Annotated in this window: 19 protein-coding genes; 15 read left to right on the top strand and 4 right to left on the bottom strand. The window is 62.8% G+C overall.

Annotated features, from left to right (window positions below; translation table 11 throughout):
• Positions 1 to 9 precede the first annotated feature (9 nt).
• Positions 10 to 1113, bottom strand: a complete 1104-nt coding sequence (gene amrS / locus RCAS_RS11420; RefSeq protein WP_012120720.1) for an AmmeMemoRadiSam system radical SAM enzyme — start codon at positions 1111 to 1113, stop codon at positions 10 to 12.
• A gap of 973 nt (positions 1114 to 2086) precedes the next feature.
• On the opposite strand from amrS, the gene RCAS_RS11415 reads away from it, so the two are divergent.
• The 3 genes from RCAS_RS11415 (at position 2087) to RCAS_RS11405 (ending at position 4535) form a co-directional block, all read left to right on the top strand.
• Entirely contained in the window at positions 2087 to 3067 is a 981-nt protein-coding gene (locus RCAS_RS11415; protein ID WP_012120719.1) for a zinc-dependent alcohol dehydrogenase family protein, read from the top strand.
• 884 nt (positions 3068 to 3951) lie between these two features.
• On the top strand, positions 3952 to 4149 hold the full coding sequence (locus RCAS_RS11410) for a hypothetical protein (RefSeq protein ID WP_012120718.1): 198 nt from the start codon (positions 3952 to 3954) through the stop codon (positions 4147 to 4149).
• On the top strand, positions 4149 to 4535 hold the full coding sequence (locus RCAS_RS11405) for a type II toxin-antitoxin system death-on-curing family toxin (RefSeq protein WP_012120717.1): 387 nt from the start codon (positions 4149 to 4151) through the stop codon (positions 4533 to 4535). The genes RCAS_RS11410 and RCAS_RS11405 overlap by 1 nt, the downstream gene beginning before the upstream one ends.
• A gap of 232 nt (positions 4536 to 4767) precedes the next feature.
• Here RCAS_RS11405 and RCAS_RS23955 read toward each other — a convergent pair whose 3' ends face one another.
• Positions 4768 to 4866 (bottom strand): DUF4926 domain-containing protein, encoded by a 99-nt coding sequence (locus RCAS_RS23955; protein ID WP_083760305.1) that lies wholly within the window; start codon positions 4864 to 4866, stop codon positions 4768 to 4770.
• Between the two features lie 88 nt (positions 4867 to 4954).
• Here RCAS_RS23955 and RCAS_RS25170 point away from each other — a divergent pair, with 88 nt between their 5' ends.
• From RCAS_RS25170 to RCAS_RS11385, 4 genes are all read left to right on the top strand, one after another.
• A complete protein-coding gene (locus RCAS_RS25170) occupies positions 4955 to 5236 on the top strand; it encodes a hypothetical protein (protein WP_157042625.1) in 282 nt (93 codons plus the stop codon).
• Positions 5237 to 5575: 339 nt separating this feature from the next.
• Complete coding sequence (locus tag RCAS_RS11395) at positions 5576 to 6772, top strand: glycosyltransferase (RefSeq protein ID WP_232280228.1); 1197 nt, start codon at positions 5576 to 5578, stop codon at positions 6770 to 6772.
• Between the two features lie 147 nt (positions 6773 to 6919).
• The gene (locus RCAS_RS11390) at positions 6920 to 7624 is read left to right on the top strand and encodes a hypothetical protein (RefSeq protein ID WP_083760304.1); all 705 of its coding nucleotides are present in this window, start codon (positions 6920 to 6922) and stop codon (positions 7622 to 7624) included.
• Between the two features lie 51 nt (positions 7625 to 7675).
• Positions 7676 to 9004: a serine hydrolase domain-containing protein gene (locus RCAS_RS11385; RefSeq protein WP_012120715.1), complete on the top strand. Its 1329-nt coding sequence runs from the start codon at positions 7676 to 7678 to the stop codon at positions 9002 to 9004.
• Positions 9005 to 9041: 37 nt separating this feature from the next.
• Here the strand turns inward: RCAS_RS11385 and RCAS_RS11380 are convergent, their stop codons facing one another.
• Positions 9042 to 9971, bottom strand: coding sequence for an RluA family pseudouridine synthase (locus RCAS_RS11380; protein WP_012120714.1), 930 nt, complete (start codon positions 9969 to 9971; stop codon positions 9042 to 9044).
• Positions 9972 to 10030: 59 nt separating this feature from the next.
• Here RCAS_RS11380 and RCAS_RS11375 point away from each other — a divergent pair, with 59 nt between their 5' ends.
• From RCAS_RS11375 to RCAS_RS11345, 7 genes are all read left to right on the top strand, one after another.
• Positions 10031 to 10513 carry a Uma2 family endonuclease gene (locus tag RCAS_RS11375; protein WP_012120713.1) on the top strand — a complete coding sequence of 161 codons (483 nt, stop codon included), beginning with the start codon at positions 10031 to 10033 and terminating at the stop codon, positions 10511 to 10513.
• Positions 10514 to 11036: 523 nt separating this feature from the next.
• Complete coding sequence (locus RCAS_RS11370) at positions 11037 to 11363, top strand: hypothetical protein (RefSeq protein WP_012120712.1); 327 nt, start codon at positions 11037 to 11039, stop codon at positions 11361 to 11363.
• A gap of 61 nt (positions 11364 to 11424) precedes the next feature.
• Positions 11425 to 13503 (top strand): NAD(+) synthase, encoded by a 2079-nt coding sequence (locus RCAS_RS11365; protein WP_012120711.1) that lies wholly within the window; start codon positions 11425 to 11427, stop codon positions 13501 to 13503.
• Between the two features lie 189 nt (positions 13504 to 13692).
• Positions 13693 to 14820, top strand: a complete 1128-nt coding sequence (locus tag RCAS_RS11360) for a Gfo/Idh/MocA family protein (protein ID WP_012120710.1) — start codon at positions 13693 to 13695, stop codon at positions 14818 to 14820.
• Complete coding sequence (locus RCAS_RS11355) at positions 14817 to 15887, top strand: Gfo/Idh/MocA family protein (protein WP_012120709.1); 1071 nt, start codon at positions 14817 to 14819, stop codon at positions 15885 to 15887. The genes RCAS_RS11360 and RCAS_RS11355 overlap by 4 nt, the downstream gene beginning before the upstream one ends.
• A gap of 28 nt (positions 15888 to 15915) precedes the next feature.
• Positions 15916 to 16692: a sugar phosphate isomerase/epimerase family protein gene (locus RCAS_RS11350; RefSeq protein ID WP_012120708.1), complete on the top strand. Its 777-nt coding sequence runs from the start codon at positions 15916 to 15918 to the stop codon at positions 16690 to 16692.
• Entirely contained in the window at positions 16689 to 17555 is an 867-nt protein-coding gene (locus RCAS_RS11345; protein ID WP_012120707.1) for a sugar phosphate isomerase/epimerase family protein, read from the top strand. Before RCAS_RS11350 ends, RCAS_RS11345 begins: the two co-directional genes overlap by 4 nt.
• Here the strand turns inward: RCAS_RS11345 and RCAS_RS11340 are convergent.
• Complete coding sequence (locus RCAS_RS11340; protein WP_012120706.1) at positions 17473 to 18216, bottom strand: lysoplasmalogenase; 744 nt, start codon at positions 18214 to 18216, stop codon at positions 17473 to 17475. The two genes, RCAS_RS11345 and RCAS_RS11340, sit on opposite strands and share 83 nt — an antisense overlap.
• Positions 18217 to 18462: 246 nt before the next feature.
• Here RCAS_RS11340 and RCAS_RS11335 point away from each other — a divergent pair, with 246 nt between their 5' ends.
• Complete coding sequence (locus RCAS_RS11335) at positions 18463 to 19176, top strand: dienelactone hydrolase family protein (RefSeq protein ID WP_049768826.1); 714 nt, start codon at positions 18463 to 18465, stop codon at positions 19174 to 19176.
• Positions 19177 to 22371 lie beyond the last annotated feature (3195 nt).

Genomic DNA, 22371 nt, shown 5'->3' with positions numbered 1-22371 from the left:
CACAACGGGTCACGCGAGTGACTCCACAATCCGCACCGGCGCCATCCGTCCGTTCCAGCGCCCCGGCGCAGCATCGAACCGTCCCGGCAGCGGATGACCGCAGCGCACACATCGACCGGCGGCGTCAAGTCGCCAGCGTTTCAGGCGATGCCAGTCGCGCTCGATGACACGCGCGCCGCAACCGGCGCAGTACGTCGACTGCCCGGCAGCGTCGTAGACATTCCCGGTATACACATAGCGCAGACCGGCGGCAAGCGCCTGTTCGCGAGCGCGTTTCAGCGTCGCGGGCGGGGTTGGCGGCGTATCGAGCATACGATAATCGGGATGGAACGCCGTAAAGTGCAACGGCACATCAGGACCGAGTTCATTCACGAACCAATCGCACAGGCGCGCAACATCGTCTGGCGAGTCATTGGCGCCGGGAATGATCAGATTGGTTACTTCCAGCCAGACATTGGTCTCACGGCGCAGCCAGCGGAGCGTGTCGAGCACCGGCGCCAGCGAGCCGAGGCACAATTTCCGGTAAAATTCCTCGCTGAACCCTTTGAGATCGATGTTTGCGGCATCGATGTGCGCAAAGAAAGCGGGCCGCGCCTGCGGCGAAATGTACCCCGCCGACACAACGACGGTTGCCAGACCGCGTTCGCGCGCAGCGCGCGCGCAATCAATGGCATACTCGGCAAAAATGACCGGATCGTTGTAGGTAAAAGCGACGCTGCGACACCCTACTGCTAGCGCCGCTTCTGCAACCTCCTCCGGCGTCGCGCGCGCGTCGAGCAGCGCCATCTCGCGCGCTTTGGAGATCGACCAGTTCTGGCAGAAACGGCACCCCAGGTTGCACCCGGCAGTACCAAAGGAAAAGACCCCCGTACCGGGGAAAAAATGGAAGAGCGGCTTCTTCTCGATCGGGTCGGCGCAGAAACCGGACGCGCGACCGTAGGAGGAAAGGACGATCCCTTCATTGCGCGCCTCGCGCACAAAGCAGAAGCCGTGCTGACCAGGGCGCAGCGTGCAGCCGCGCGGACAGAGATCGCACTGAAACCGGCCATCGGCGGTGCGATGCCACCACTCGCCGAGAACGACGCCAGGCTCAAGGAAGGTGCGTTCGTTCATGGCGGACTCCTCTTGTGAAATGTCATCACCTGAGAGTCTACACCTTTTTGGGGGAGAATCAAGAACCGAGAACTGAGAACTGAGAACTGATACTAACGCGCAGTCATTCGTACAATACTGACAGGGCGCGCAGCAGGACGCTCGGGCACTGCGGGCTAAAGCCCTCGCTGAAGCAAGTGAAAGCCCCGCTGGGGCTGCTGATGCCAATGCACAGTCATGCGCCCACGACCGCCGACGCGCGTTTCGTTACGCCTTGCTGACTGGGCGCTCGAACATTTTGTCTGACTGACCGCAAGGTAGTATGAGAACTAAGAACCGGGAACTATGGCAGGGTCTGGGGTTATTAAGGGTTAGGGGTTACCTTCCGCCTGCGCACATGCCGCCTGCCGCCCTCTCATCTCACGCCCCCTCGCCTCACGCCTCACGCCCCTCGCCTCACGCCTCACGCCTCACGCCTCGCGCCCCTCGCCTCACACCTCACGCCTCACACCTCACGCCCCTCGCCTCACGCCCCTCGCCTCGTGCCTCACGCCCCTCGCCTCACGCCCCTCGCCTCGTGCCTCACGCCCCTCGCCTCACACCTCACGCCCCTCGCCTCACGCCTCACGCCTCACGCCTCGCGCCCCTCGCCTCTCATCTCACGCCCCCTCGCCTCACGCCTCACGCCCCTCGCCTCACGCCTCACGCCTCACACCTCACGCCCCTCGCCTCACGCCCCTCGCCTCACGCCCCTCGCCTCACGCCCCTCGCCTCACGCCTCACGCCCCTCGCCTCGTGCCTCACGCCCCTCGCCTCACACCTCACGCCCCTCGCATCACGCCTCACGCCCCTCGCCCCTCGCCTCACACCTCACGCCCCTCGCCTCACACCCCTCGCCTCACGCCCCCTCGCCTCACACCTCACGCCCCTCGATATTCGTGGTACACTACCGATTGTCACGCACCCGGCTCACATTGCAGGAGAGAACCAAACCATGCGTGCCGTTCGCTTCGCTTCCTTCGGCGAACCTGCCGATGTCCTGACTATTGAAAACATCCCTGCGCCTCAGACGGGTCCCGGTCAGGTACTGGTGCGGGTGCAGGTTCGTCCGATCAACCCCTCCGATCTGTTCGTCATCCGCGGGTTGTATGGCATACTGCCGCGCCTGCCTGCCGTTCCCGGCTTCGAAGGCGCCGGCGTGATCGTCGGCGTCGGCGAAGGGGTCACCGACCGCACTATCGGGCAAACAGTCATTCCCATGGGTGCGGCGGGACTCTGGCAGGAGTATGTGGTCGTTCCCGCCGCCAGAACCATCCCGGTTCCTGCTACGATTGGCGACCGGCAGGCGGCGACGGCGCTGATCAATCCGGCGACGGCGTGGCTGATGCTTACCGACACACTACGGGTTGAACCTGGCGAATGGGTGCTGCAAAACGCCGCCAATTCCATCGTCGGGCGGCACGTCATCCGGCTGGCGCAACGCCTTGGCTTCCGCACGATCAATGTCGTCCGCCGGCGTGAGGTGATGGACGACCTGCGTACCCTGGGAGCGGATGACATTATCTGCGAGCAGGACGAGAATGTGGTTGCGCGGGTGCATGCACTGACGGGGGGCAAAGGTGTGCGCTACGCACTCGACTCGGTCGGCGGCGCAAGCGGTGCGCGCCTGGCGGCATCGCTCGCTATGGGAGGGACGATGCTCGTCTATGGCGCCATTGCCGGCGAGCCGCTCACGATCCATCTAGGCACGTTGCTGTTCCGCAGCGCCACCATCCGTGGATGGTGGTTGTCGCACTGGCTTCAGACCGCCACGCCGGAGCAGGCGCAGGACCTCTTCACCACCCTGTTCGGGCTGATCGCTGATGGGACGCTCCATACGCCAGTTGCGGCGGAGTACGACCTCGGCGATGTGCGCGAAGCAGTCATCGCTGCCGAACATAAAACGCGCCCCGGCAAGGTGTTGCTGGTAGGGTAGCAGGAGAGGCATAATGCCAATTCCCTGTGACCAACTGCTGTTCAGTCGCTTGCCTGGTCGAGCGACCAGGTAGCAGGAGAGGCATAATGCCAATTCCCTGTGACCATCCGGCATGGTCACCCCTCGCGCTGCTCGGGGTGACCATGCCGGATGGTCACCCCGAGCAGCGCGAGGGGTCTGGCGCGACCCGCTCAGATTCCGCGCTGCGTTTACCCTGAGCGAAGCGAAGGGCTCGGAATGACCAGCATGCGGCATCTTCAATCGTAATCGGTATAAACCATTCCACCCGCAGCCACTCTCAGGGCGTGAGACGATGATTAGGGTGATGTAGCGTCCTTGAGTCCATTGAAAGCTACGTATACCACGACATATGCCTCGCATGTTCGACAATACCCGCCTGACCCTATCGAACGGTCTGAATGAATTCATCGGCGCTGTTCAGTCGTGTTCATTCTGCTTTTTGAGATAGCTTCTAAAAACAGGCGAGTGGGCAAAGCCAGACAGACGCGAAGCCGCGCAACGGCGGATTGTAGAGCCGATACGCCCGCTTGTGCGGAAGAGAATACAGCGGCGCATCCAGTCTATGGAGGATTGCTCGGTGCGGCAGGAATAATGTTTTGCTCGCAAAATATTGCGAGCCTGATCCGGTAACTTTCTGGTCATAGCGCTTGACTTTGCTAAAAATTTGGTGTACAGATTATGAACACATGATGCAAGGGGGTGGCCTTTTCGCTGTTTAGAAGCTCTCTGTATAGAGCAAAAAGTCACCTTCTCTGTCTATAGCCTGTTATCAGGCGTATGTCGATGAAATCAATAGTTGGGCGGCGCAACGTAGCCTTGTTGCCTGGCACGGACAAGGCGCACACAACAGGAGTTGATCCCCTATGACCACCATCACCATTGCCTTATCGGATGACCAATTACAAAAACTTCAACAGATAGCCACGCTTTTCCGGGTTACTCCTGAGGAGTTAGTGCGGGTCAGTGTTGAAGAGTTACTTTCCCGTCCCGAAGAAGAATTTCGAAAAGCGCTCGAGTATGTGCTCCAGAAGAATACCGAACTCTATCAACGGTTGGCTTGATGCGCTACCTGACTCTGCATGAGATACTGGAGATTTATCTGCGCGTGATGCAACAATCAGGTGGCCTGGCGGGCATCCGTGACTTGGGAGCTTTGGAGTCAGCCGTAGCACAGCCGCGTATGACTTTTGGCGGCGCCGAGCTTTATCCAACAGTTGTGGAGAAAGCGGTATCCCTTGGCTTCTCGCTCATCCAAAATCATCCCTTTGTGGATGGTAACAAACGGACCGCACATGCGGCGATGGAAACGTTCCTTGTGTTGAACAGATATGAGATTCGAGCAACAGTAGACGAACAGGAGAGCGTGATCCTTCAGGTTGCGTCGGGCAGAATGAACCGTAATGAGTTTGTACACTGGCTGAATGCTCACATTGAGCCAAGGAGTTGAAAGTTGGGCGCTGCTAACATGCGCATCCACCTGACGGCTTCGCCTCGCTGCGCTTAGCTCGCCTGTGGGTGATGTGCAGACCATTGGCCGCCCGACTTGCAAACACGTTCAAAAAAAGCAGGATTGGGTTTCTTTGTCGTTATCATCCGCAATGCAAGACGTGGAAGATGAGCCTGATTTGTATAGTGCGTCAGATAGAAGGGTGGATTTTGTATGAAAAAAGCGGGACAGGTTATTCTCTCACCGTGCCAACCTGTCCGCGGCGGAAATCGTGATCGGGAATATCTTCAAGCAGTGCGACGACATCAAGTAGTTTTGGTGTGTCATTCATCGAAATCGTCTTCCCTTAGCGCAGCCTTGCGTAGATTTCTTCCGAATGAGACGGCTCTATGGAATGCTTGGGCGAGGAGGAAAACGCTATGCCACGTCCAAAACCCAAGTATCCCATACAGCTCCTTGAAAACGAAGAGAAGGAACTGCGCCAACTGGTCCGCTCTAGAAAATCTCGCCGGGGAAAAGTGATGCGTGCCAGAAGTGTGCTGGACGCTCATGACCATCCAGAATGGAGCAATCCTTTTCCATCGCTGCCCTGTGAGATGCTTCCCCTTCGTGGTCTCTTTGCTTTGCTCAGGGCTTCGGCTCCTGTGTTCAGCACGACAGAGAGCGCAATGTCATCCATCCACGTTGCTCAGAATGAATGACAACGCCATACGCGCTGCTCCACTCTTCCGCGCAAAGCTATGGTTCCCGGTCTGCGCCGATTCGGGAACGCATTCCTGCACCATGCATACGCCAATGCTCTTTGCCCGTATAATATCAGGGAACAGAGCGCACGGAGGCGCAAGAGGGATGCGGCAATCGCGTCCCTCTTGATGTCTGGCAGGAACGATCCGGCTGATAGGCTCCGCGCCTGTGCAGGAGCGCCGTGTACGCGCTTTTACGCACATCACACAATACGGGAGAATAATTGCATGCGCATTGCAATGCTCAGCGTTCATAGCAGCCCCCTCGCGCGTCTCGGAGGCAAGGAGGCGGGTGGCATGAATGTGTATGTTCGAGAATTGAGCCGCGAGTTCGGACGGCGCGGCATTTCGGTCGATATTTTCACCCGCGCGCAGGAACGCACCGCGCCGGCGATCGTTCCGATCGATCAGGGGGTGCGACTGATCCACGTGCGCGCCGGTCCATCAGCCCCCTACGACAAAAATCGTCTGCTGGACTATTTGCCGGAGTTTATTGGGCGGGTGCGCTGCTTCGCCGATAGTGAAGACCTGCACTACGACATCATCCACAGTCATTACTGGGTCTCCGGCGAAGCGGCGCTGGCGCTGCGCCGCAGTTGGGGCGCGCCTGTCGTGCATATGTTCCATACCCTTGGCGCAATGAAAAACCAGGTGGCGCGCGGGTCAGAAGAACGCGAGACCAGGCAGCGAGTCGCTGTCGAGGGAGGCATTCTGCGCGAGGCTGATATGATCATTGCAGCAACGCCGCTCGACCGGGCGCAGATGGTCTGGCACTATAACGCGGACGCAGAGAAGATCAGGGTTGTGCCGGCCGGTGTTGACCTGCGCCGCTTTCGACCCCGCGATCTCGTGGAGGCGCGCGCGGCGCTCGATCTGCCGCCTCCCCCACACCGCGTCGTCCTGCTGGTGGCGCGTATTGAGCCGCTCAAGGGGATCGACGCGCTGATCGAAGCCGGCGCGCTGCTGCTGCAACGCCACCCTGCGTGGTGCGGCGCGCTGACGACGCTGATCGTCGGCGGCGGCGGCGAAGAGGAACGCGCGCAATGGAACGCCGAGCAACGGCGATTGGACGCGCTGCGCCAGCGGCTCGACATCGCCGATGTCGTTCACTTCGCCGGAGCGCAACCGCAGGATCGTCTGCCGCTGTACTATGCTGCCGCCGATGTTGTGACCATGCCGTCGCACTATGAGTCGTTCGGAATGGCGGCGCTCGAAGCGCTGGCATGCGGCAGGCCGGTTATCGCCACGAATGCGGGAGGTCCGGCGTTCATTGTGGAAGATGGCGTGAGCGGGTTGTTGACCCCGCCAGCCGATCCGGTGACGCTGGCGCGGCATCTTGAGCGCCTGCTGCGGGACGATGCCGGGCGTGCCGCTATGGGCGCTGCGGCGCGCGAACGCGCGTTGCGGTTCGGCTGGGAACACGTCGCCTGCGATATTCTTAGCGTCTATCGTGATCTCCTCCGGCAGCGCAGCGCATGGATGCGCGCAGGGTAATAAGGATTGCCGGCGGATGGCGCGCTCAATCGCGCAACACCCGCCTCAATACAGAGCAGACGCGCAGGCAGGGTAATAAGGGTTGCACGTGGACGGCGTTCAGGTTTCGTGTTAAGTCAGGCGGCTTCGTGCCCATTCGTGTCCTTCGTGGATCACAACCCGGGCGCCACGGCGCCGCGCAACGCACCGGTGGAGGGTGAAAAGTTCGTGTTATGGAAAAGTCAGGCGGCTTCGTGCCCATTCGTGTCCTTCGTGGATCACAACCCGGGCGCCACGGCGCCGCGCAACGCACCGGTGGAGGGTGAAAAGTTCGTGTTATGGAAAAGTCAGGCGGCTTCGTGCCCATTCGTGTCCTTCGTGGATCACAACCCGGGCGCCACGGCGCCGCGCAACGCACCGGTGGAGGGTGAAAAGTTCGTGTTATGGAAAAGTCAGGCGGCTTCGTGCCCATTCGTGTCCTTCGTGGATCACAACCCGGGCGCCACGGCGCCGCGCAACGCACCGGTGGAGGGTGAAAAGTTCGTGTTATGGAAAAGTCAGGCGGCTTCGTGCCCATTCGTGTCCTTCGTGGATCACAACCCGGGCGCCACGGCGCCGCGCAACGCACCGGTGGAGGGTGAAAAGTTCGTGTTATGGAAAAGTCAGGCGGCTTCGTGCCCATTCGTGTCCTTCGTGGATCACAACCCGGGCGCCACGGCGCCGCGCAACGCACCGGTGGAGGGTGAAAAGTTCGTGTTATGGAAAAGTCAGGCGGCTTCGTGCCCATTCGTGTCCTTCGTGGATCACAACCCGGGCGCCACGGCGCCGCGCAACGCACCGGTGGAGGGTGAAAAGGTTGACGGTCGTCTCTGACCCCTAACCCCTGCTATCAGGTTCTCAATTCTCGACCGCACAACGAGTCGCATGCAACCCGTGTACTCTCAATCCCGCAATCGTCGCCGACGGCGACATCACGCACAGCGTGCCGCAACGCCGGTGTGGCGCGCGGTTGCCATTGCCGCAGGCGCCCTGCTCATTGTGCTCGGCACGTGCAGCGCGCCGTTCATAACACGCCGGATGCAGCAAGAAGCCGCCCCGCCCCCAACCCCGCTTCCGGCAGCGGTCGCACCTGCGCCCACAGTTGCCGCTTCAGCAACGCCGCGCCCAACACAGATCCCGCAGCCATCGGCGACGCCGGCGCCACCGCCAACGCCAACCCTGATGGCGGGGGCGGGTCCCGGCGCGCCGCCGCTCAGCCCGCTCGGACGCGAGATCGATGCCTACCTGAGCGGACTGACGAGCAGCGGACAGTTTCAGGGCGCCGTGCTCGTCGCCCAAAACGGCGAGGTGGTCATTGCACGGGGGTACGGTAATGCCGATGATAACGTCCCCAACACCGTGCAGACCCGCTTCCGACTTGCGTCGGTCACCAAACAGTTCACTGCCGCCGCTATTCTTGCGTTGCAGCAGGATGGCAAATTGACCGTCGATGACGCTATCTGCGCCTATCTCGATCCCTGCCCTGACGCCTGGAAGCCGCTGACGATTCGCCATCTGCTGACGCATACTTCCGGGCTCGTGGACTATACCGCCTTCGCCGGGTTCGAGCCGACCGAAATGAACCCGGCAACGCCACAGGAACTGGTCGAGCGATTCCGGGATTTCCCGCTCAGTTTTGCGCCAGGCACGCTTTACCACTACTGCAATTCGAACTATGTGCTGCTCGGATTGATCATCGAGCGCGTGTCGGGCATGGAGTACGCCGATTATCTGGAGCAACGCTTCTTCGTTCCGCTCGGCATGACGAATACCGGCTATGATACCAGTCGCGGCACAATCATCGACGGCGCGCAGGGGTATGTCACACCCGGCAGGAAATCCGGCTTCCTCGACGCCTCCACTCTCTACGCCGCCGGAGGGTTGTACTCGACCGTCGGCGATCTCTTTCGCTGGGATCAGGCGCTCTCTACCGAAGAGGCGCTTACGCGCACCCAACTGGAGCAGATGTTTACTCCGGCGCTGCGCAATTACGGTTTTGGCTGGAAGATCGAAACCATCGATGGACGACGGCGCATCAGTCATCCCGGTAATATGACCGGCGTCGCCACCTTCTTTGCCCGCTACCCCGACGACCGCGCGACGATCATCGTGCTGGCAAATATGGAGTACGCCAACGCCGAAGGGATTGCCAACTATGTTGCATCGCGCATGTTTGCGCCAGCGGCGACCACAACCCCGCCAACCACGCGGTAAATGTTATCACATCGCACCAGAATGCCACGCGTCGCCATCAGCGCGCGAGGAGCGTCTTTGCATCAGGAAGATTCGCCCATGTCGGCGCCGGCGACTCAATGATGAGCGCCGTGCCGCTGCGCGGGTGCGGTAATTCGAGTCGCCATGCATGCAGGTGATGATGTTGCACAACAACGCCGCGCCAGGTTGATGGTCCGCCATACTTGACATCACCGATCAGCGGATGCCCCAGGAAGGCGAGGTGCAGGCGAATCTGATGGGTGCGACCGGTGAGGGGCGTGGCGCACGCCAGCGCCGCGTCGTCCATCCGTCGAACGACGCGCAAGCGGGTACGCATGGCTTTGACCGTTCCACCCTGTGGAAGCGCGCGCCCGATCTCCTCATGCGGAAAGACGCGGAAGACGCCGCCACGTCCGCGCCCATGCCCGGTTTCGATCTCGATCTCGTCGAAGGCAGGCAGCCCGGCGCAGAGCGCCAGATAGGTCTTGCGCACCGCTCCTTCTCGAAAAGCGCGTTGCAGCGCTGCGTTGACATCCGGCGCTTTCGAGAGCAGGAGAACGCCCGATGTGTCCCGGTCGAGGCGGTGCGCCAGATGTAATGGCGGCGCAGAACCGTCGCGCACCTCCAGGAAATGCGCCAGCGCCGCGCGCAGGTGCCCCTCTGCATCCCACGGCGTCGCCTCGACATAGGTGTCTATCGGTTTATCGAGCGCGATCAGGTCTGCGTCCTCATACAGGATCATTGCCGACGTCACAACCGGATCGCGGTAGATGCCGTCGGGCGGGCGCTGAACCACGACAGTTGCGTCAACCGGAAGCCGCACATCCGGGTCGCGTACACGCCTTCCATTCACCCATACTCCCCCGCGCGCGATCAGCCATGCCGCCTCACCCTCGCTGCCGAGTGCAGCAGTGAGCGCGTCGCGCAACGATACGCCCGGATCGGTTATCGGAATCGTCACCAGCATTACGTTCCATTGTAGCGCATCTGAAATGGAAGCAAACCGTGCCCGTTGGAGCGAGTCCTATGAGCGCATCTGCCCGGGAAGCCATCGTTGCGCCGCCAGACAATCCCTTCCCTTACGGCCGGCGCTACGTCGAGCGCACCGTGCCCAACGGCAGCATCACGTTCGAGCAGGCGCCCCTGACGCTGGAAGATGTGCTGCATCCACAGGAAGGCGACCAGGTGACCCATAGCAACCTCCATCAACACATTTGCGTGTACCTGTACACTGTCCTGCGCAGACGGCTGGCGGGAGTCACCGGCGCCGTCGTGCTGTACGATGTGCGCATCGCCTGGGACGACCTGGCGCTGAAGGCGCACAGACCCGACCTCGCAGCGATCTTCGGCGTACGTGAACACAAAAACTGGAGCGCCTTCGATGTCGCTGCCGAAGGGGTGCGCCCGACGGTGCTCATCGAGATCACGTCACCTGAAACACGCGGGATCGATCTGACGGTGAAATTCGATGAGTACGACCTGGCGGGCGTGGAGTTCTACTACCAATGACCTGTGAACATCCGGCATGGTCACCCCGAGCAAAGCGAGGGGGCTGGCGCGACCTCAACCATCTGGTTGGATCGTGAGAGATCGGAGAGAATTGTCACCCCGAGCGAAGCGAGGGGTCTAGCGCGACCCGCTCAGATTCCGCGCTGCGTTTACCCTGAGCGAAGCGAAGGGCTCGGAATGACACGAAGGCGGCGCCTTCAATCGTAAGCGAGGGGTCTAGCGCGACCTCAACTATCTGGTTGGATCGTGAGAGATCGGAGAGAATTGTCACCCCGAGCGAAGCGAGGGGTCTAGCGCGACCCGCTCAGATTCCGCGCTGCGTTTACCCTGAGCGAAGCGAAGGGCTCGGAATGACACGAAGGCGGCGCCTTCAATCGTAAGCGAGGGGTCTAGCGCGACCTCAACTATCTGGTTGGATCGTGAGAGATCGGAGAGAATTGTCACCCCGAGCGAAGCGAGGGGTCTAGCGCGACCCGCTCAGATTCCGCGCTGCGTTTACCCTAAGCGAAGCGAAGGGCTCGGAATGACACGAAGGCGGCATCTTCAAGCGTCATTGGTATACGTCATTGTCGATGTGGCGCAGCGACGCGGGCAGACGACGTTGCGGTTGCCCGGCTACGGACACGCGCCGATGGTCTACGCAGATCTGCCGCCGGATGACCGGGGACGGTTGTGGATCGAGCCATTGCATGTCTGGCTGGGGGTGCAGAATCAGCACGTCGTGTGCTACGGTACCACCGGCGTGTCCATCGGCGACCACCCTGATCTTCAGGCGGCGCCAGCAACCGCCGAACAGCGTATCGCGGCGCTCGAAACCAAACTGTGGCGGCTGCGAGGTGAGCTTCCCTGACCGGCAAGAAAGTGTTATACTAACACTAAATTGGTGGCAATCACATGGAAAGGGAAGCGCTATGCCCGCCTTCAACTCGATCTACACCCATGGCTTCATCCGCGCTGCGGTCTGCATTCCATCCCTGCGCGTCGCCACCCCAGAGCACAATGTAGCGCGCACGCTGGCGCTCGCAGAGCGCGCCAGCGCCACCAACGCCGCTGTCGCCCTCTTCCCTGAACTCGGTCTTTCGGCATATACCTGCGACGACCTGTTTCAGCAGGATGCCCTGCTCGAAGGCGTGCTCAACGCCCTGGAGCGTCTCGTCGACGCCAGCCGCGCCCTGACGCCGGTATTGCTGGTCGGTGCGCCGCTGCGCATCGATAGCGGATTGTACAATTGCGCGGTCGTTATCTACCGTGGGCGCATCCTGGGAATCGTGCCGAAGAGTTACATTCCGAACTACCGCGAATTCTATGAAAAACGACAGTTCAGCGCCGCGCGCGACGCCATCCGGCAGACGGTCAGGCTGGCAGGCGATACCGTACCATTTGGCGCCGACCTGATCTTCACGGCGGAAAACATCCCCGGCTTCACGCTGCACGTCGAGATATGCGAAGATGTGTGGGTTCCTGCGCCGCCGAGCACCTTTGCCGCACTGGCAGGCGCGACCATTCTTGCCAACCTTTCCGCCAGCAACATCACCATCGGCAAGGCGGACTACCGCCGTATGCTGTGCGCCGCTCAATCCGGCGTCTGCCTGGCTGCCTACCTCTATTCCGCCGCCGGTCCCGGCGAGTCGACCACCGATCTGGCGTGGGATGGGCATGCACTGATCTACGAACTCGGCGAGTTGCTGGCAGAAAGCGAACGCTTTGCGCGCGATGAGCAGATCATCACGGCCGACATCGATATTGAGCGGATTGTGCAGGAACGGATTCGCACCACTAGTTTCGCCGACTCGTCCGGCGATCACCGCGAGCGTTTACGCGCCATGCGGCGCATTCCATTTACGTTCGAGACGCCAACCGGCGACGTGCCGCTGCAACGCACTATTGCCCGCTTCCCCTACGTGCCGGCCGATCCGGTGCGCCGCGATGAACGCTGCTACGAAGCGTACAGTATTCAAGTCCACGGACTGATGAAGCGTCTGGTCAGCACTGGCATCGAGAAGGTCGTGATTGGCGTATCCGGCGGACTGGACTCAACGCAGGCGTTGATCGTCGCCGCGCGCACTATGGATCGGCTCGACCTGCCGCGCACCAATATTCTCGCCTATACCATGCCAGGATTTGCCACCAGCGAGACCACGCTGACCAACGCACGCAATCTGATGCGCGCGCTCGGCGTCAGCGCCGGCGAAATCGATATTCGACCGTCGTGTATGCAGATGCTCCGCGACATAGGGCACCCGTTTGCGCGCGGCGAACCGGTGTACGATGTGACGTTCGAGAATGTGCAGGCGGGTGATCGCGCGTCGCACCTCTTCCGCCTGGCAAATATGCACGGCGCGCTCGTCGTCGGCACCGGCGACCTGAGCGAACTGGCGCTCGGCTGGGCAACCTACGGCGTCGGCGATCACATGTCACACTACAATGTCAACGCCTCGGCGCCAAAGACCCTCATTCAACATCTCATTCGCTGGGTCGCCGATTCCGGGCAGTTCGACGACGCAACCAGCGCCATTCTGCGCTCCATCCTGAGCACCGAGATTTCCCCCGAACTGGTGCCGCCTGACGGCGCAGATCATTCGCGTCCTGCGCAAAGCACCCAGGCGATTATCGGTCCTTACGAGTTGCAGGACTTCAACCTCTTCTACATCACACGTTACGGCTTTCGACCCAGCAAAGTCGCATTTCTGGCGTGGAACGCCTGGAGCGACGCGACGCGCGGCGAGTGGCCCCCCGGATTGCCCGGCGATGATCGTCGCCAGTATGATCTGGCGACGATCCGGCGCTGGCTTGAGGTTTTTCTGTGGCGCTTCTTCAAAATCAGTCAGTTCAAGCGCTCGGCGCTGCCAAACGGTCCGAAGATCGGCTCCGGCGGTTCGCTCTCGCCGCGCGGCGACTGGCGCGCCCCAAGCGACGCCGAAGCCGATGTGTGGCTCGATGAACTGCGCCGCAATGTGCCGGAAAACCTCGTCGGCTCATGCGGATCGTAGGGGCGCCCACCCCCCGTGGCCGCCCCCTGCCCGTGTCTGTGGACATCTGCATTCTCTGCCCGGCGCAAAAATCCGTCCTGGCAGACGTTCGGGAAAGCCTTATCCACACATCAGATGCAACGCCGGTTGACAAATACCACACATGGCGTATCATTGCGCCAGGCAAAATCCGCAGAGGAGAAATATCGCATGACTGACCACTCCAATCCTCCCGGTCTGCGCTTCGGTATCATTGGCAGCGCTGCTGGAATCGCCGAAAGCCATCTGAAAGCGCTTACCGAACTTCCAGGGGCGACGATTGTTGGCATGGCAGACATCGCCATCGAACGCGGCGAGGCGCGCGCCAGAGCAGTCGGTTGCCCATTCTTCGCCGATCACCGCGCAATGCTCGACGCTGTGCGCCCTGATGTCGCCGTTATCTGTGCGCCACACCCACTGCATGCCGCGTTGGCGATTGATTGCCTGGACGCCGGCGCCCACGTGCTGGTCGAAAAACCGCTGGCGGTCAGCGTCTCCGAAGCGGATGCAATGATCGCCGCCGCAGACCGCGCCGGACGCTTGCTGGCAGTCTGTTTCCAGCAACGGTTTCGCCCGGTCATCGAACATGCCCGCACCCTGATCGAATCCGGCGCAATTGGCGATATTGTGCGCGTACTCTGCGTCGAACCCTGGTTTCGCACCCAGTTTTACTACGACTCGGCAGCCTGGCGCGGCACATGGCGCGGGGAAGGCGGCGGGGTCTTGATGAATCAGGGACCTCACCCGCTCGATCTGCTCTGCCACCTGACCGGTTCTCCGGCAAAGGTCTGGGGATGGGTGCGCACGATGGGGCACACGATCGAGTGCGAGGATGTTGCGCAAGCATTGCTGGAATATCCCAACGGCGCGCCCGGCTATATCTATTTCAGCACGGTCGAAGCAGGTTCCGAACGTCGCATGGAGATCGTCGGCGACTGTGGCGCGCTCGTGATTGTCTTTGATAACCTGACGATCCATCGCTTCGCCGTACCGCTGAGTGAGTATCGCACAACGGTGCGCGAGATGTGGAGTCAACCACAGGTTCAAACCGAGACGCTCCGACTGCCCAGTGATATTGGCGAACATGGCGGACACCTTGGGGTCTATCTTGATCTGGTGCGGGCGATTGCTGAAGGGCGTCGTCCGCGTTGCGACGCGCGCGAGGCGCGCATATCACTTGAACTGTCGAACGCGATCATCTACTCCGGTATGACCGGTCAACCGGTGACGCTTCCGCTTGACCGTCAGGCGTATGATGCGTTGCTCGACGATCTGAGAGCGGGAAGGAGAAAGTTGTGAGCAGCGCGGAAATTCGCTTCGGCATTATCGGCGCCGGGGTTGCCGGGCGCTACCATGCGCAGGCGATTGTGCAAACGCCCGGCGCGCGGTTGGTCGCTGTTTGCGCCGGTCGTCCCGAACGCGCTGCTGCGCTGGCGGAAGCCTTTGGCGCCAGCGTCGAACCGAATGCCGAAGCCCTGCTCGCGCGCAATGACATCGATGCGGTCTGCATCTGCACCCCAAGCGGGCAGCACGCCGCGCAGGGCATCGCCGCCGCGCACGCGGGCAAACATGTGCTGGTCGAGAAGCCGATTGCGATTACGCTCGCCGACGCCGATGCGCTGATCGACGCTTGCCGCGCGGCAGGCGTTCATCTTGGCGTGGCGCTCCAGCGCCGCACCGACCCGGAGTTCCGCGCAGCACGTGATGCGATTGCGGCAGGCGCGCTTGGACGTATGGTTCTCGGCGCGATCACGATACCCTATCTGCGCACCCAGGCGTACTACGACTCGGCAGACTGGCGCGGCACATGGGCGCTCGATGGCGGCGGCGCGTTGATGAACCAGGGCATCCACCTGCTCGATCTCCTTCTCTGGCTCATGGACGACGATGTGGTTGAGGTGCAGGCATACACCACGACGCTGGCGCGCGCCATCGAAGTCGAAGATTGTGTCAGTGCGGCGTTGCGCTTCGCCGGCGGCGCGCTGGGATCTATCGCTGCGACAACGGCGGTTGCGCCTGGCTTCCCTCATCGCGTCGAAGTCTACGGTACGCATGGCGGGTTGCAGATCGAGGGTGAGGCGATTGTGCGCTGGGAAACAGCCGATGAGTCGACGGTGTCCGCGCCGCGCATCGCAACCGGCGGCGCAGGGCGGCAGGAAGCAGGCGCCGGCGCACTCCCAACCGGTATCAGCGCTCTTGGACATACCCGCATCCTGCACGATTTCGTCGCAGCCATCCGCGACCGGCGCGCGCCGCTGGTCACCGGTGAAGAAGCGCGCCGCGCGCTGTCGGTCGCGCTGGCAGTCTACGAATCGGCGCGCACCGGACGGGCTGCGCGCCCCAAGATGGGGGGGCGCCCCGCGTGAGCGCTTGCAGCGAGCAAGGAGACATTCAATGCGATTTGGCGTGTGCATTTCCCCCGATCAGATCGAAGCGGTTGCCGCTGCCGGGTTCGATTTCTGCGAACTGCCGGCGCGCGCCGTGATGCCGTTCGACGACGATGCTGCGGCTGCGCCGGCGCTGCGCGCGATCGCAGCAGCGCCCATTCGCCCTGAGTCGTTCAATGTCCTCGTGCCCGCAGAAATTCCGCTTTGTGGACCACACGCCGATCTTGGCGTTCTGCGCGCCTATCTGCGCCGCGCTTTCAGCCGGATGGCGTCGCTCGGCGCTGCCATTGCCGTGCTTGGAAGCGGCGCCGCCCGCCGCATCCCCGATGGATGGTCCCGCGACCAGGCGCTCGATCAACTTGCCGATGCAGTGGCGCTCGCCGGAGAAGAAGCCGGTCGCTACGGCATCACCCTGGCGCTCGAACACCTGAATCGGCGCGAGTGCAACGTGTTCAACACCATTGGCGAATGCGCCACATTTATCCGTGAGCGTGGTCTGCGCGATGTGCGACTGCTGGCGGACCTCTACCATATCGAGGTTGAGCGCGAACCGCTCGATGCCGTGGCGAGCGCGATGCCACAGGTAGCGCATGTTCACGTCGCAGGCGGTGGACGACAATCGCCCGATGCGCCGGGGTATGACTATGCCGGGTTTATGCGCATCCTGCGCAACGCCGGGTACGATGCGCGCATCTCGGCGGAATGCTCCTGGCATAATCTGGCGGAACAGGCGCCGGTTACGTTTGCGTTTATGCGTACCCACTGGCAAGGAGGCAGGTCATGACCACCGATCACGTTCGCCTGAGCGCTTTTGGCGATGAAATCGCAGACGATCTCACTGAACAACTCGACATGCTTCAATCGGAGGGTATCGGAGCAATCGAGGTGCGCAAGGTTTGGGGGAGAAACATTCTCGATCTGGCGCCAGATGATCTGCACCGTCTTCGTGAACTGCTCGACGCGCGCGGCTTTGTTGTTTCGGCAATTGGCAGCCCAATCGGGAAATCGCCGATCACCGCGCCACGTTCTTTTGAGCAGGAACGCCTCGAACGCGCCATTGTCGCCGCTGAGGCGCTTGGTACGCGCATCATTCGAATCTTTTCATTCCACCTGCCCGCCGATAAGGCGCATATTTATCGTGATGAGGTGATCGAACGCATCACGGCGCTGACGAAACGTGCTGCGGCGTCTGGGATATTACTGGTTCACGAAAACGAAAGCGGCATCTATGGCGATACTGCGGAGCGCTGTCGCGACCTGCTCGCTGCTATTGGATCGCCCTCCCTGCGCGCTGCCTTTGATCCGGCTAATTTCGTTCAATGTCGGGTGCATCCGATGCGTGACGCCTGGCCGCTTCTTGCTGATTTTGTTGTTCATGTCCATATCAAGGACGCTCTTTTTGCCGATGGAAGCGTGCGTCCGGCAGGCGAGGGAGATGGCGATATTCCATCTTTGCTGGCAGCCCTGCGTATGCGCGACTACCGCGGTTATCTGACAATCGAACCTCATTTGCAGGCTGTAGACGCTTCGGGCAATCTGAGCAGAGTGGAAGGCATGCGTGTCGCTATTCGCGCTCTGCGTCGGTTGATGGAAGAATCCGCGCGCGTTCCGTTCCAAGCGCTTCGACGATTAGCCCCTGGCCCGTAAGATAGGTCAGCCAGATGGTATCGCCGATGTGCGGGAAGAAGAGGTCGCGGAAGAGTTCTCCCGCCAGAATGAGATCGGAGATGAAGAAGAGCGCGCCACCGAGCGCCAGCGACAGATAGCGTGAATCGCGCATTGCCAACGCGGCGCCCATACCGCTCGTCGAGGCAAGGAGCAAGGCATACGCCAGTGCTGCACTGTTCAGCACACCCGATTTCGCCGGGTTGCGCGCCACGAAATACCAGCCAATCGCCCCAATGAGCCAGCTTGCCAGAAGCGGCGCTGATGCCGCTTTCAGCGCACCCCGTTGCGCCAGATGTCCTGCCGTCGCACTGATGTAGCACCCATGCCCGGCGCCGAATGTGAGCATGCCAGAAATGACGTGCTCCGGCAACGGAATGACCCGCGCCATGATCAGATCACCCAGAAATCCACACCCCATCCCGGCCGCCGCCAGCGCCGCCTGACGGCGCACCGCAGGATCGGCGCTGCACCACAACAACAGTGCGGCAAACCACACCAGCAACGATGAGAGCATACGCAACGGCAGCGGAATCCGATTGCGCGCGTCGCCGCGGTTGCCGGTCGCCAGACCTGCCAGCATCACCAGCGCTGCCAGCGCAAGTAGCGCGTATGCCAGAAAGCGAAATTGGGTTGGTTTCATATCTTTTACCTTCCTCCAGGGCGCGTCGCCGCCATCGCACACGGGCGCCCCGCCGCCGTCACACGCGGGCGCGTCGCCGCCGTCGCACACGGGCGCCCCGCCGCCGTCACACGCGGGCGCCCCGCCGCCGTCGCACACGGGCGCCCCGCCGCCGTCCATATGCGGGGCGCGCCTCAGGCGCGCTCCTACTGGACGAAACCCATGATACCATTGAAATTGTTTATTCCTTATCAGAAGGACAAAACCATGGCAGACGTCGTCATTCATGCGCCTGATGGCGCATTGCACGCTTATCTCGCCACGCCGGACGGCACGGGTCCCTGGCCCGGCGTTGTGGTCATTCACGATGCGCTCGGCATGCGCAGCGATACGCACCGCCAGGCGGATTGGCTGGCAGGCGAAGGGTTCCTGACGGCAGCGCCCGACCTCTTCGACGGCGGTACGGTAATTACTTGCCTGCGCTCGATCATCCGTGACTACCTGACGTGGCAGGGCATGATGTTTCGCCACATCGCCGCAACCCGCGACTGGCTGGCACAGCGCAACGACTGTACCGGCAGGATTGGAGTGATCGGCTTCTGCATGGGTGGCGGATTTGCGCTACTGCTGGCGCCGGGGCATGGATTTGCGGCATCGAGCGTCAACTACGGCATCCTGCCGGACGATCTCGAACGCGCTGTGACCGGCGCCTGCCCGATTGTCGCCAATTATGGCGCGAAGGACGCAATGCTGCGCGGCGCTGCCGGGCGTCTCGAACGCGCGTTGACGGCGCTTGGCATTGATCACGATGTGAAAGAATATCCCGATGCCGGGCATGCCTTCCTCAACAATCACGACCCGCGTGAGGTTCATGCGTTGCTGCGTGTGGCATGGCACGTGACGCAGATGGGCTACCACGAACCATCAGCGCGCGACGCGCGGCAGCGGATCGTCACCTTCTTCAACCGGCATCTCCGGTGATGGAACGCGACCGATTCGTGTCCATTCGTCTCAATCCATGCAAATCCGTGTGTTCGATCAGGCGCTGAAGCCCTTGCTGAGATCGTGCAAGCCCCTCTGCGGCTCCCCCGTGCTGAGCGAGAGATTCAGCCCGCCGCGCGCACAGGAAAAACCAGCCCCCCAGGGGCTTCCACGTCCTGAGCCAGGGCTTTAGCCCGCCGCGCACAACGCTCGCGTCCTGAGCCACGGCTTCAGCCCGCCGCGCGCACAGGAAAAACCAGCCCCCCAGGGGCTTCCACGTCCTGAGCCAGGGCTTTAGCCCGCCGCGCACAACGCTCGCGTCCTGAGCCACGGCTTCAGCCCGCCGCGCACAACGCTCGCGTCCTGAGCCACGGCTTCAGCCCGCCGCGCGCACAGGAAAAACCAGCCCCCCAGGGGCTTCCACGTCCTGAGCCAGGGCTTTCGCCCGCCGCGCACAACGCTCGCGTCCTGAGCCACGGCTTCAGCCCGCCGCGCGCACAGGAAAGCCCCCCAGGGGCTTCCACGTCCTGAGCCACGGCTTTCGCCCGCCGCGCACAACGCTCGCGTCCTGAGCCACGGCTTCAGCCCGCCGCGCGCACAGGAAAGCCCCCCAGGGGCTTCCACGTCCTGAGCCACGGCTTTCGCCCGCCGCGCACAACGCTCGCGTCCTGAGCCACGGCTTCAGCCCGCCGCGCGCACAGGAAAGCCCCCCAGGGGCTTCCACGTCCTGAGCCACGGCTTTCGCCCGCCGCGCACAACGCTCGCGTCCTGAGCCACGGCTTCAGCCCGCCGCGCGCACAGGAAAGCCCCCCAGGGGCTTCCACGTCCTGAGCCACGGCTTTCGCCCGCCGCGCACAACGCTCGCGTCCTGAGCCACGGCTTCAGCCCGCCGCGCGCACAGGAAAAACCAGCCCCCCAGGGGCTTCCACGTCCTGAGCCACGGCTTTAGCCCGCCGCGCACAACGCTCGCGTCCTGAGCCACGGCTTCAGCCCGCCGCGCGCATAGGAAAAACCAGCCCCCCAGGGGCTTCCACGTCCTGAGCCACGGCTTTAGCCCGCCGCGCACAACGCTCGCGTCCTGAGCCACGGCTTCAGCCCGCCGCGCGCACAGGAAAAACCAGCCCCCCAGGGGCTTCCACGTCCTGAGCCAGGGCTTTAGCCCGCCGCGCACAACGCTCGCGTCCTGAGCCACGGCTTCAGCCCGCCGCGCGCACAGGAAAAACCAGCCCCCCAGGGGCTTCCACGTCCTGAGCCAGGGCTTTAGCCCGCCGCGCACAACGCTCGCGTCCTGAGCCACGGCTTCAGCCCGCCGCGCACAACGCTCGCGTCCTGCGCCACGGCTTCAGCCCGCCGCGCGCACAGGAAAAACCAGCCCCCCAGGGGCTTCCACGTCCTGAGCCACGGCTTCAGCCCGCCGCGCACAACGCTCACGTCCTGAGCCACGGCTTCAGCCCGCCGCGCGCACAGGAAAAACCAGCCCCCCAGGGGCTTCCACGTCCTGAGCCAGGGCTTCAGCCCGCCGCGCACAACGCTCGCGTCCTGAGCCACGGCTTTCGCCCGCCGCGCGCACAGGAAAGCCCCTCCGCGGCTCCCCCGTGCTGAGCGAGAGATTCAGCCCGCCGCGCGCACAGGAAAAACCAGCCCCCCAGGGGCGTCCACGTCCTGAGCCACGGCTTTCGCCCGCCGCGCACAACGCTCGCGTCCTGAGCCACGGCTTTCGCCCGCCGCACGCACAGGAAAAACCAGCCCCCCAGGGGCGTCCACGTCCTGAGCCAGGGCTTTCGCCCGCCGCGCACAACGCTCGCGTCCTGAGCCACGGCTTTCGCCCGCCGCGCACAACGCTCGCGTCCTGAGCCACGGCTTTCGCCCGCCGCGCGCACAGGAAAAACCAGCCCCCCAGGGGCTTCCACGTCCTGAGCCAGGGCTTCAGCCCGCCGCGCACAACGCTCACGTCCTGAGCCACGGCTTTCGCCCGCCGCGCGCACAGGAAAAACCAGCCCCCCAGGGGCTTCCACGTCCTGAGCCACGGCTTTCGCCCGCCGCGCACAACGCTCGCGTCCTGAGCCACGGCTTTCGCCCGCCGCGCGCACAGGAAAAACCAGCCCCCCAGGGGCTTCCACGTCCTGAGCCACGGCTTTCGCCCGCCGCGCGCACAGGAAAAACCAGCCCCCCAGGGGCTTCCACGTCCTGAGCCAGGGCTTCAGCCCGCCGCGCACAACGCTCGCGTCCTGAGCCACGGCTTTCGCCCGCCGCGCGCACAGGAAAAACCAGCCCCCCAGGGGCTTCCACGTCCTGAGCCAGGGCTTCAGCCCGCCGCGCACAACGCTCGCGTCCTGAGCCACGGCTTTCGCCCGCCGCGCACAACGCTCGCGTCCTGAGCCACGGCTTCAGCCCGCCGCGCGCACAGGAAAAACCAGCCCCCCAGGGGCTTCCACGTCCTGAGCCACGGCTTCAGCCCGCCGCGCACAACGCTCACGTCCTGAGCCACGGCTTTCGCCTGCCGTGCGCACAAGAAAAACCAGCCCCCCAGGGGCTTCCACGTCCTGAGCCAGGGCTTCAGCCCGCCGCGCACAACGCTCGCGTCCTGAGCCACGGCTTTCGCCCGCCGCGCGCACAGGAAAAACCAGCCCCCCAGGGGCTTCCACGTCCTGAGCCAGGGCTTCAGCCCGCCGCGCACAACGCTCGCGTCCTGCGCCACGGCTTTCGCCCGCCGCGCACAACGCTCGCGTCCTGAGCCAGGGCTTCAGCCCGCCGCGCACAACGCTCGCGTCCTGAGCCACGGCTTCAGCCCGCCGCGCACAACGCTCGCGTCCTGAGCCACGGCTTCAGCCCGCCGCGCGCACAGGAAAAACCAGCCCCCCAGGGGCTTCCACGTCCTGAGCCAGGGCTTCAGCCCGCCGCGCACAACGCTCGCGTCCTGAGCCACGGCTTCAGCCCGCCGCGCGCACAGGAAAAACCAGCCCCCCAGGGGCTTCCACGTCCTGAGCCAGGGCTTTAGCCCGCCGCGCACAACGCTCGCGTCCTGCACATACGCGGCGCCCTCACTCCCATATTGGCGATTCTGCGATCATCCCGATCCCATTTTGTTACGTTCTGGTTATGCCTGCTGCATATACTTTCGGATGAAAGTAACACATTATCAGGTAACAGCCTGTTACGTTCTACACAAATCAACGTCACAAAACCAGGAAAGGG

The sequence above is a fragment of the Roseiflexus castenholzii DSM 13941 genome (assembly GCF_000017805.1).
In the GTDB taxonomy this organism is placed as follows: Bacteria; Chloroflexota; Chloroflexia; order Chloroflexales; family Roseiflexaceae; genus Roseiflexus; species Roseiflexus castenholzii.
The sequence above is the reverse complement of the archived record's forward strand: the minus strand, read 5'-3'. Positions and strand labels throughout refer to the sequence as shown.

Excerpts from the sequence above, each read along its gene's own strand:
- amrS (WP_012120720.1), bottom strand. The coding sequence starts at position 1,113 with ATGAACGAACGCACCTTCCTTGAGCCTGGCGTCGTTCTCGGCGAGTGG.
- RCAS_RS11415 (WP_012120719.1), top strand. The coding sequence starts at position 2,087 with ATGCGTGCCGTTCGCTTCGCTTCCTTCGGCGAACCTGCCGATGTCCTG.
- RCAS_RS11410 (WP_012120718.1), top strand. The coding sequence starts at position 3,952 with ATGACCACCATCACCATTGCCTTATCGGATGACCAATTACAAAAACTT.
- RCAS_RS11405 (WP_012120717.1), top strand. The coding sequence starts at position 4,149 with ATGCGCTACCTGACTCTGCATGAGATACTGGAGATTTATCTGCGCGTG.
- RCAS_RS23955 (WP_083760305.1), bottom strand. The coding sequence starts at position 4,866 with ATGAATGACACACCAAAACTACTTGATGTCGTCGCACTGCTTGAAGAT.
- RCAS_RS25170 (WP_157042625.1), top strand. The coding sequence starts at position 4,955 with ATGCCACGTCCAAAACCCAAGTATCCCATACAGCTCCTTGAAAACGAA.
- RCAS_RS11395 (WP_232280228.1), top strand. The coding sequence starts at position 5,576 with ATGAATGTGTATGTTCGAGAATTGAGCCGCGAGTTCGGACGGCGCGGC.
- RCAS_RS11385 (WP_012120715.1), top strand. The coding sequence starts at position 7,676 with ATGCAACCCGTGTACTCTCAATCCCGCAATCGTCGCCGACGGCGACAT.
- RCAS_RS11380 (WP_012120714.1), bottom strand. The coding sequence starts at position 9,971 with ATGCTGGTGACGATTCCGATAACCGATCCGGGCGTATCGTTGCGCGAC.
- RCAS_RS11375 (WP_012120713.1), top strand. The coding sequence starts at position 10,031 with ATGAGCGCATCTGCCCGGGAAGCCATCGTTGCGCCGCCAGACAATCCC.
- RCAS_RS11370 (WP_012120712.1), top strand. The coding sequence starts at position 11,037 with ATGACACGAAGGCGGCATCTTCAAGCGTCATTGGTATACGTCATTGTC.
- RCAS_RS11365 (WP_012120711.1), top strand. The coding sequence starts at position 11,425 with ATGCCCGCCTTCAACTCGATCTACACCCATGGCTTCATCCGCGCTGCG.
- RCAS_RS11360 (WP_012120710.1), top strand. The coding sequence starts at position 13,693 with ATGACTGACCACTCCAATCCTCCCGGTCTGCGCTTCGGTATCATTGGC.
- RCAS_RS11350 (WP_012120708.1), top strand. The coding sequence starts at position 15,916 with ATGCGATTTGGCGTGTGCATTTCCCCCGATCAGATCGAAGCGGTTGCC.
- RCAS_RS11345 (WP_012120707.1), top strand. The coding sequence starts at position 16,689 with ATGACCACCGATCACGTTCGCCTGAGCGCTTTTGGCGATGAAATCGCA.
- RCAS_RS11340 (WP_012120706.1), bottom strand. The coding sequence starts at position 18,216 with ATGAAACCAACCCAATTTCGCTTTCTGGCATACGCGCTACTTGCGCTG.
- RCAS_RS11335 (WP_049768826.1), top strand. The coding sequence starts at position 18,463 with ATGGCAGACGTCGTCATTCATGCGCCTGATGGCGCATTGCACGCTTAT.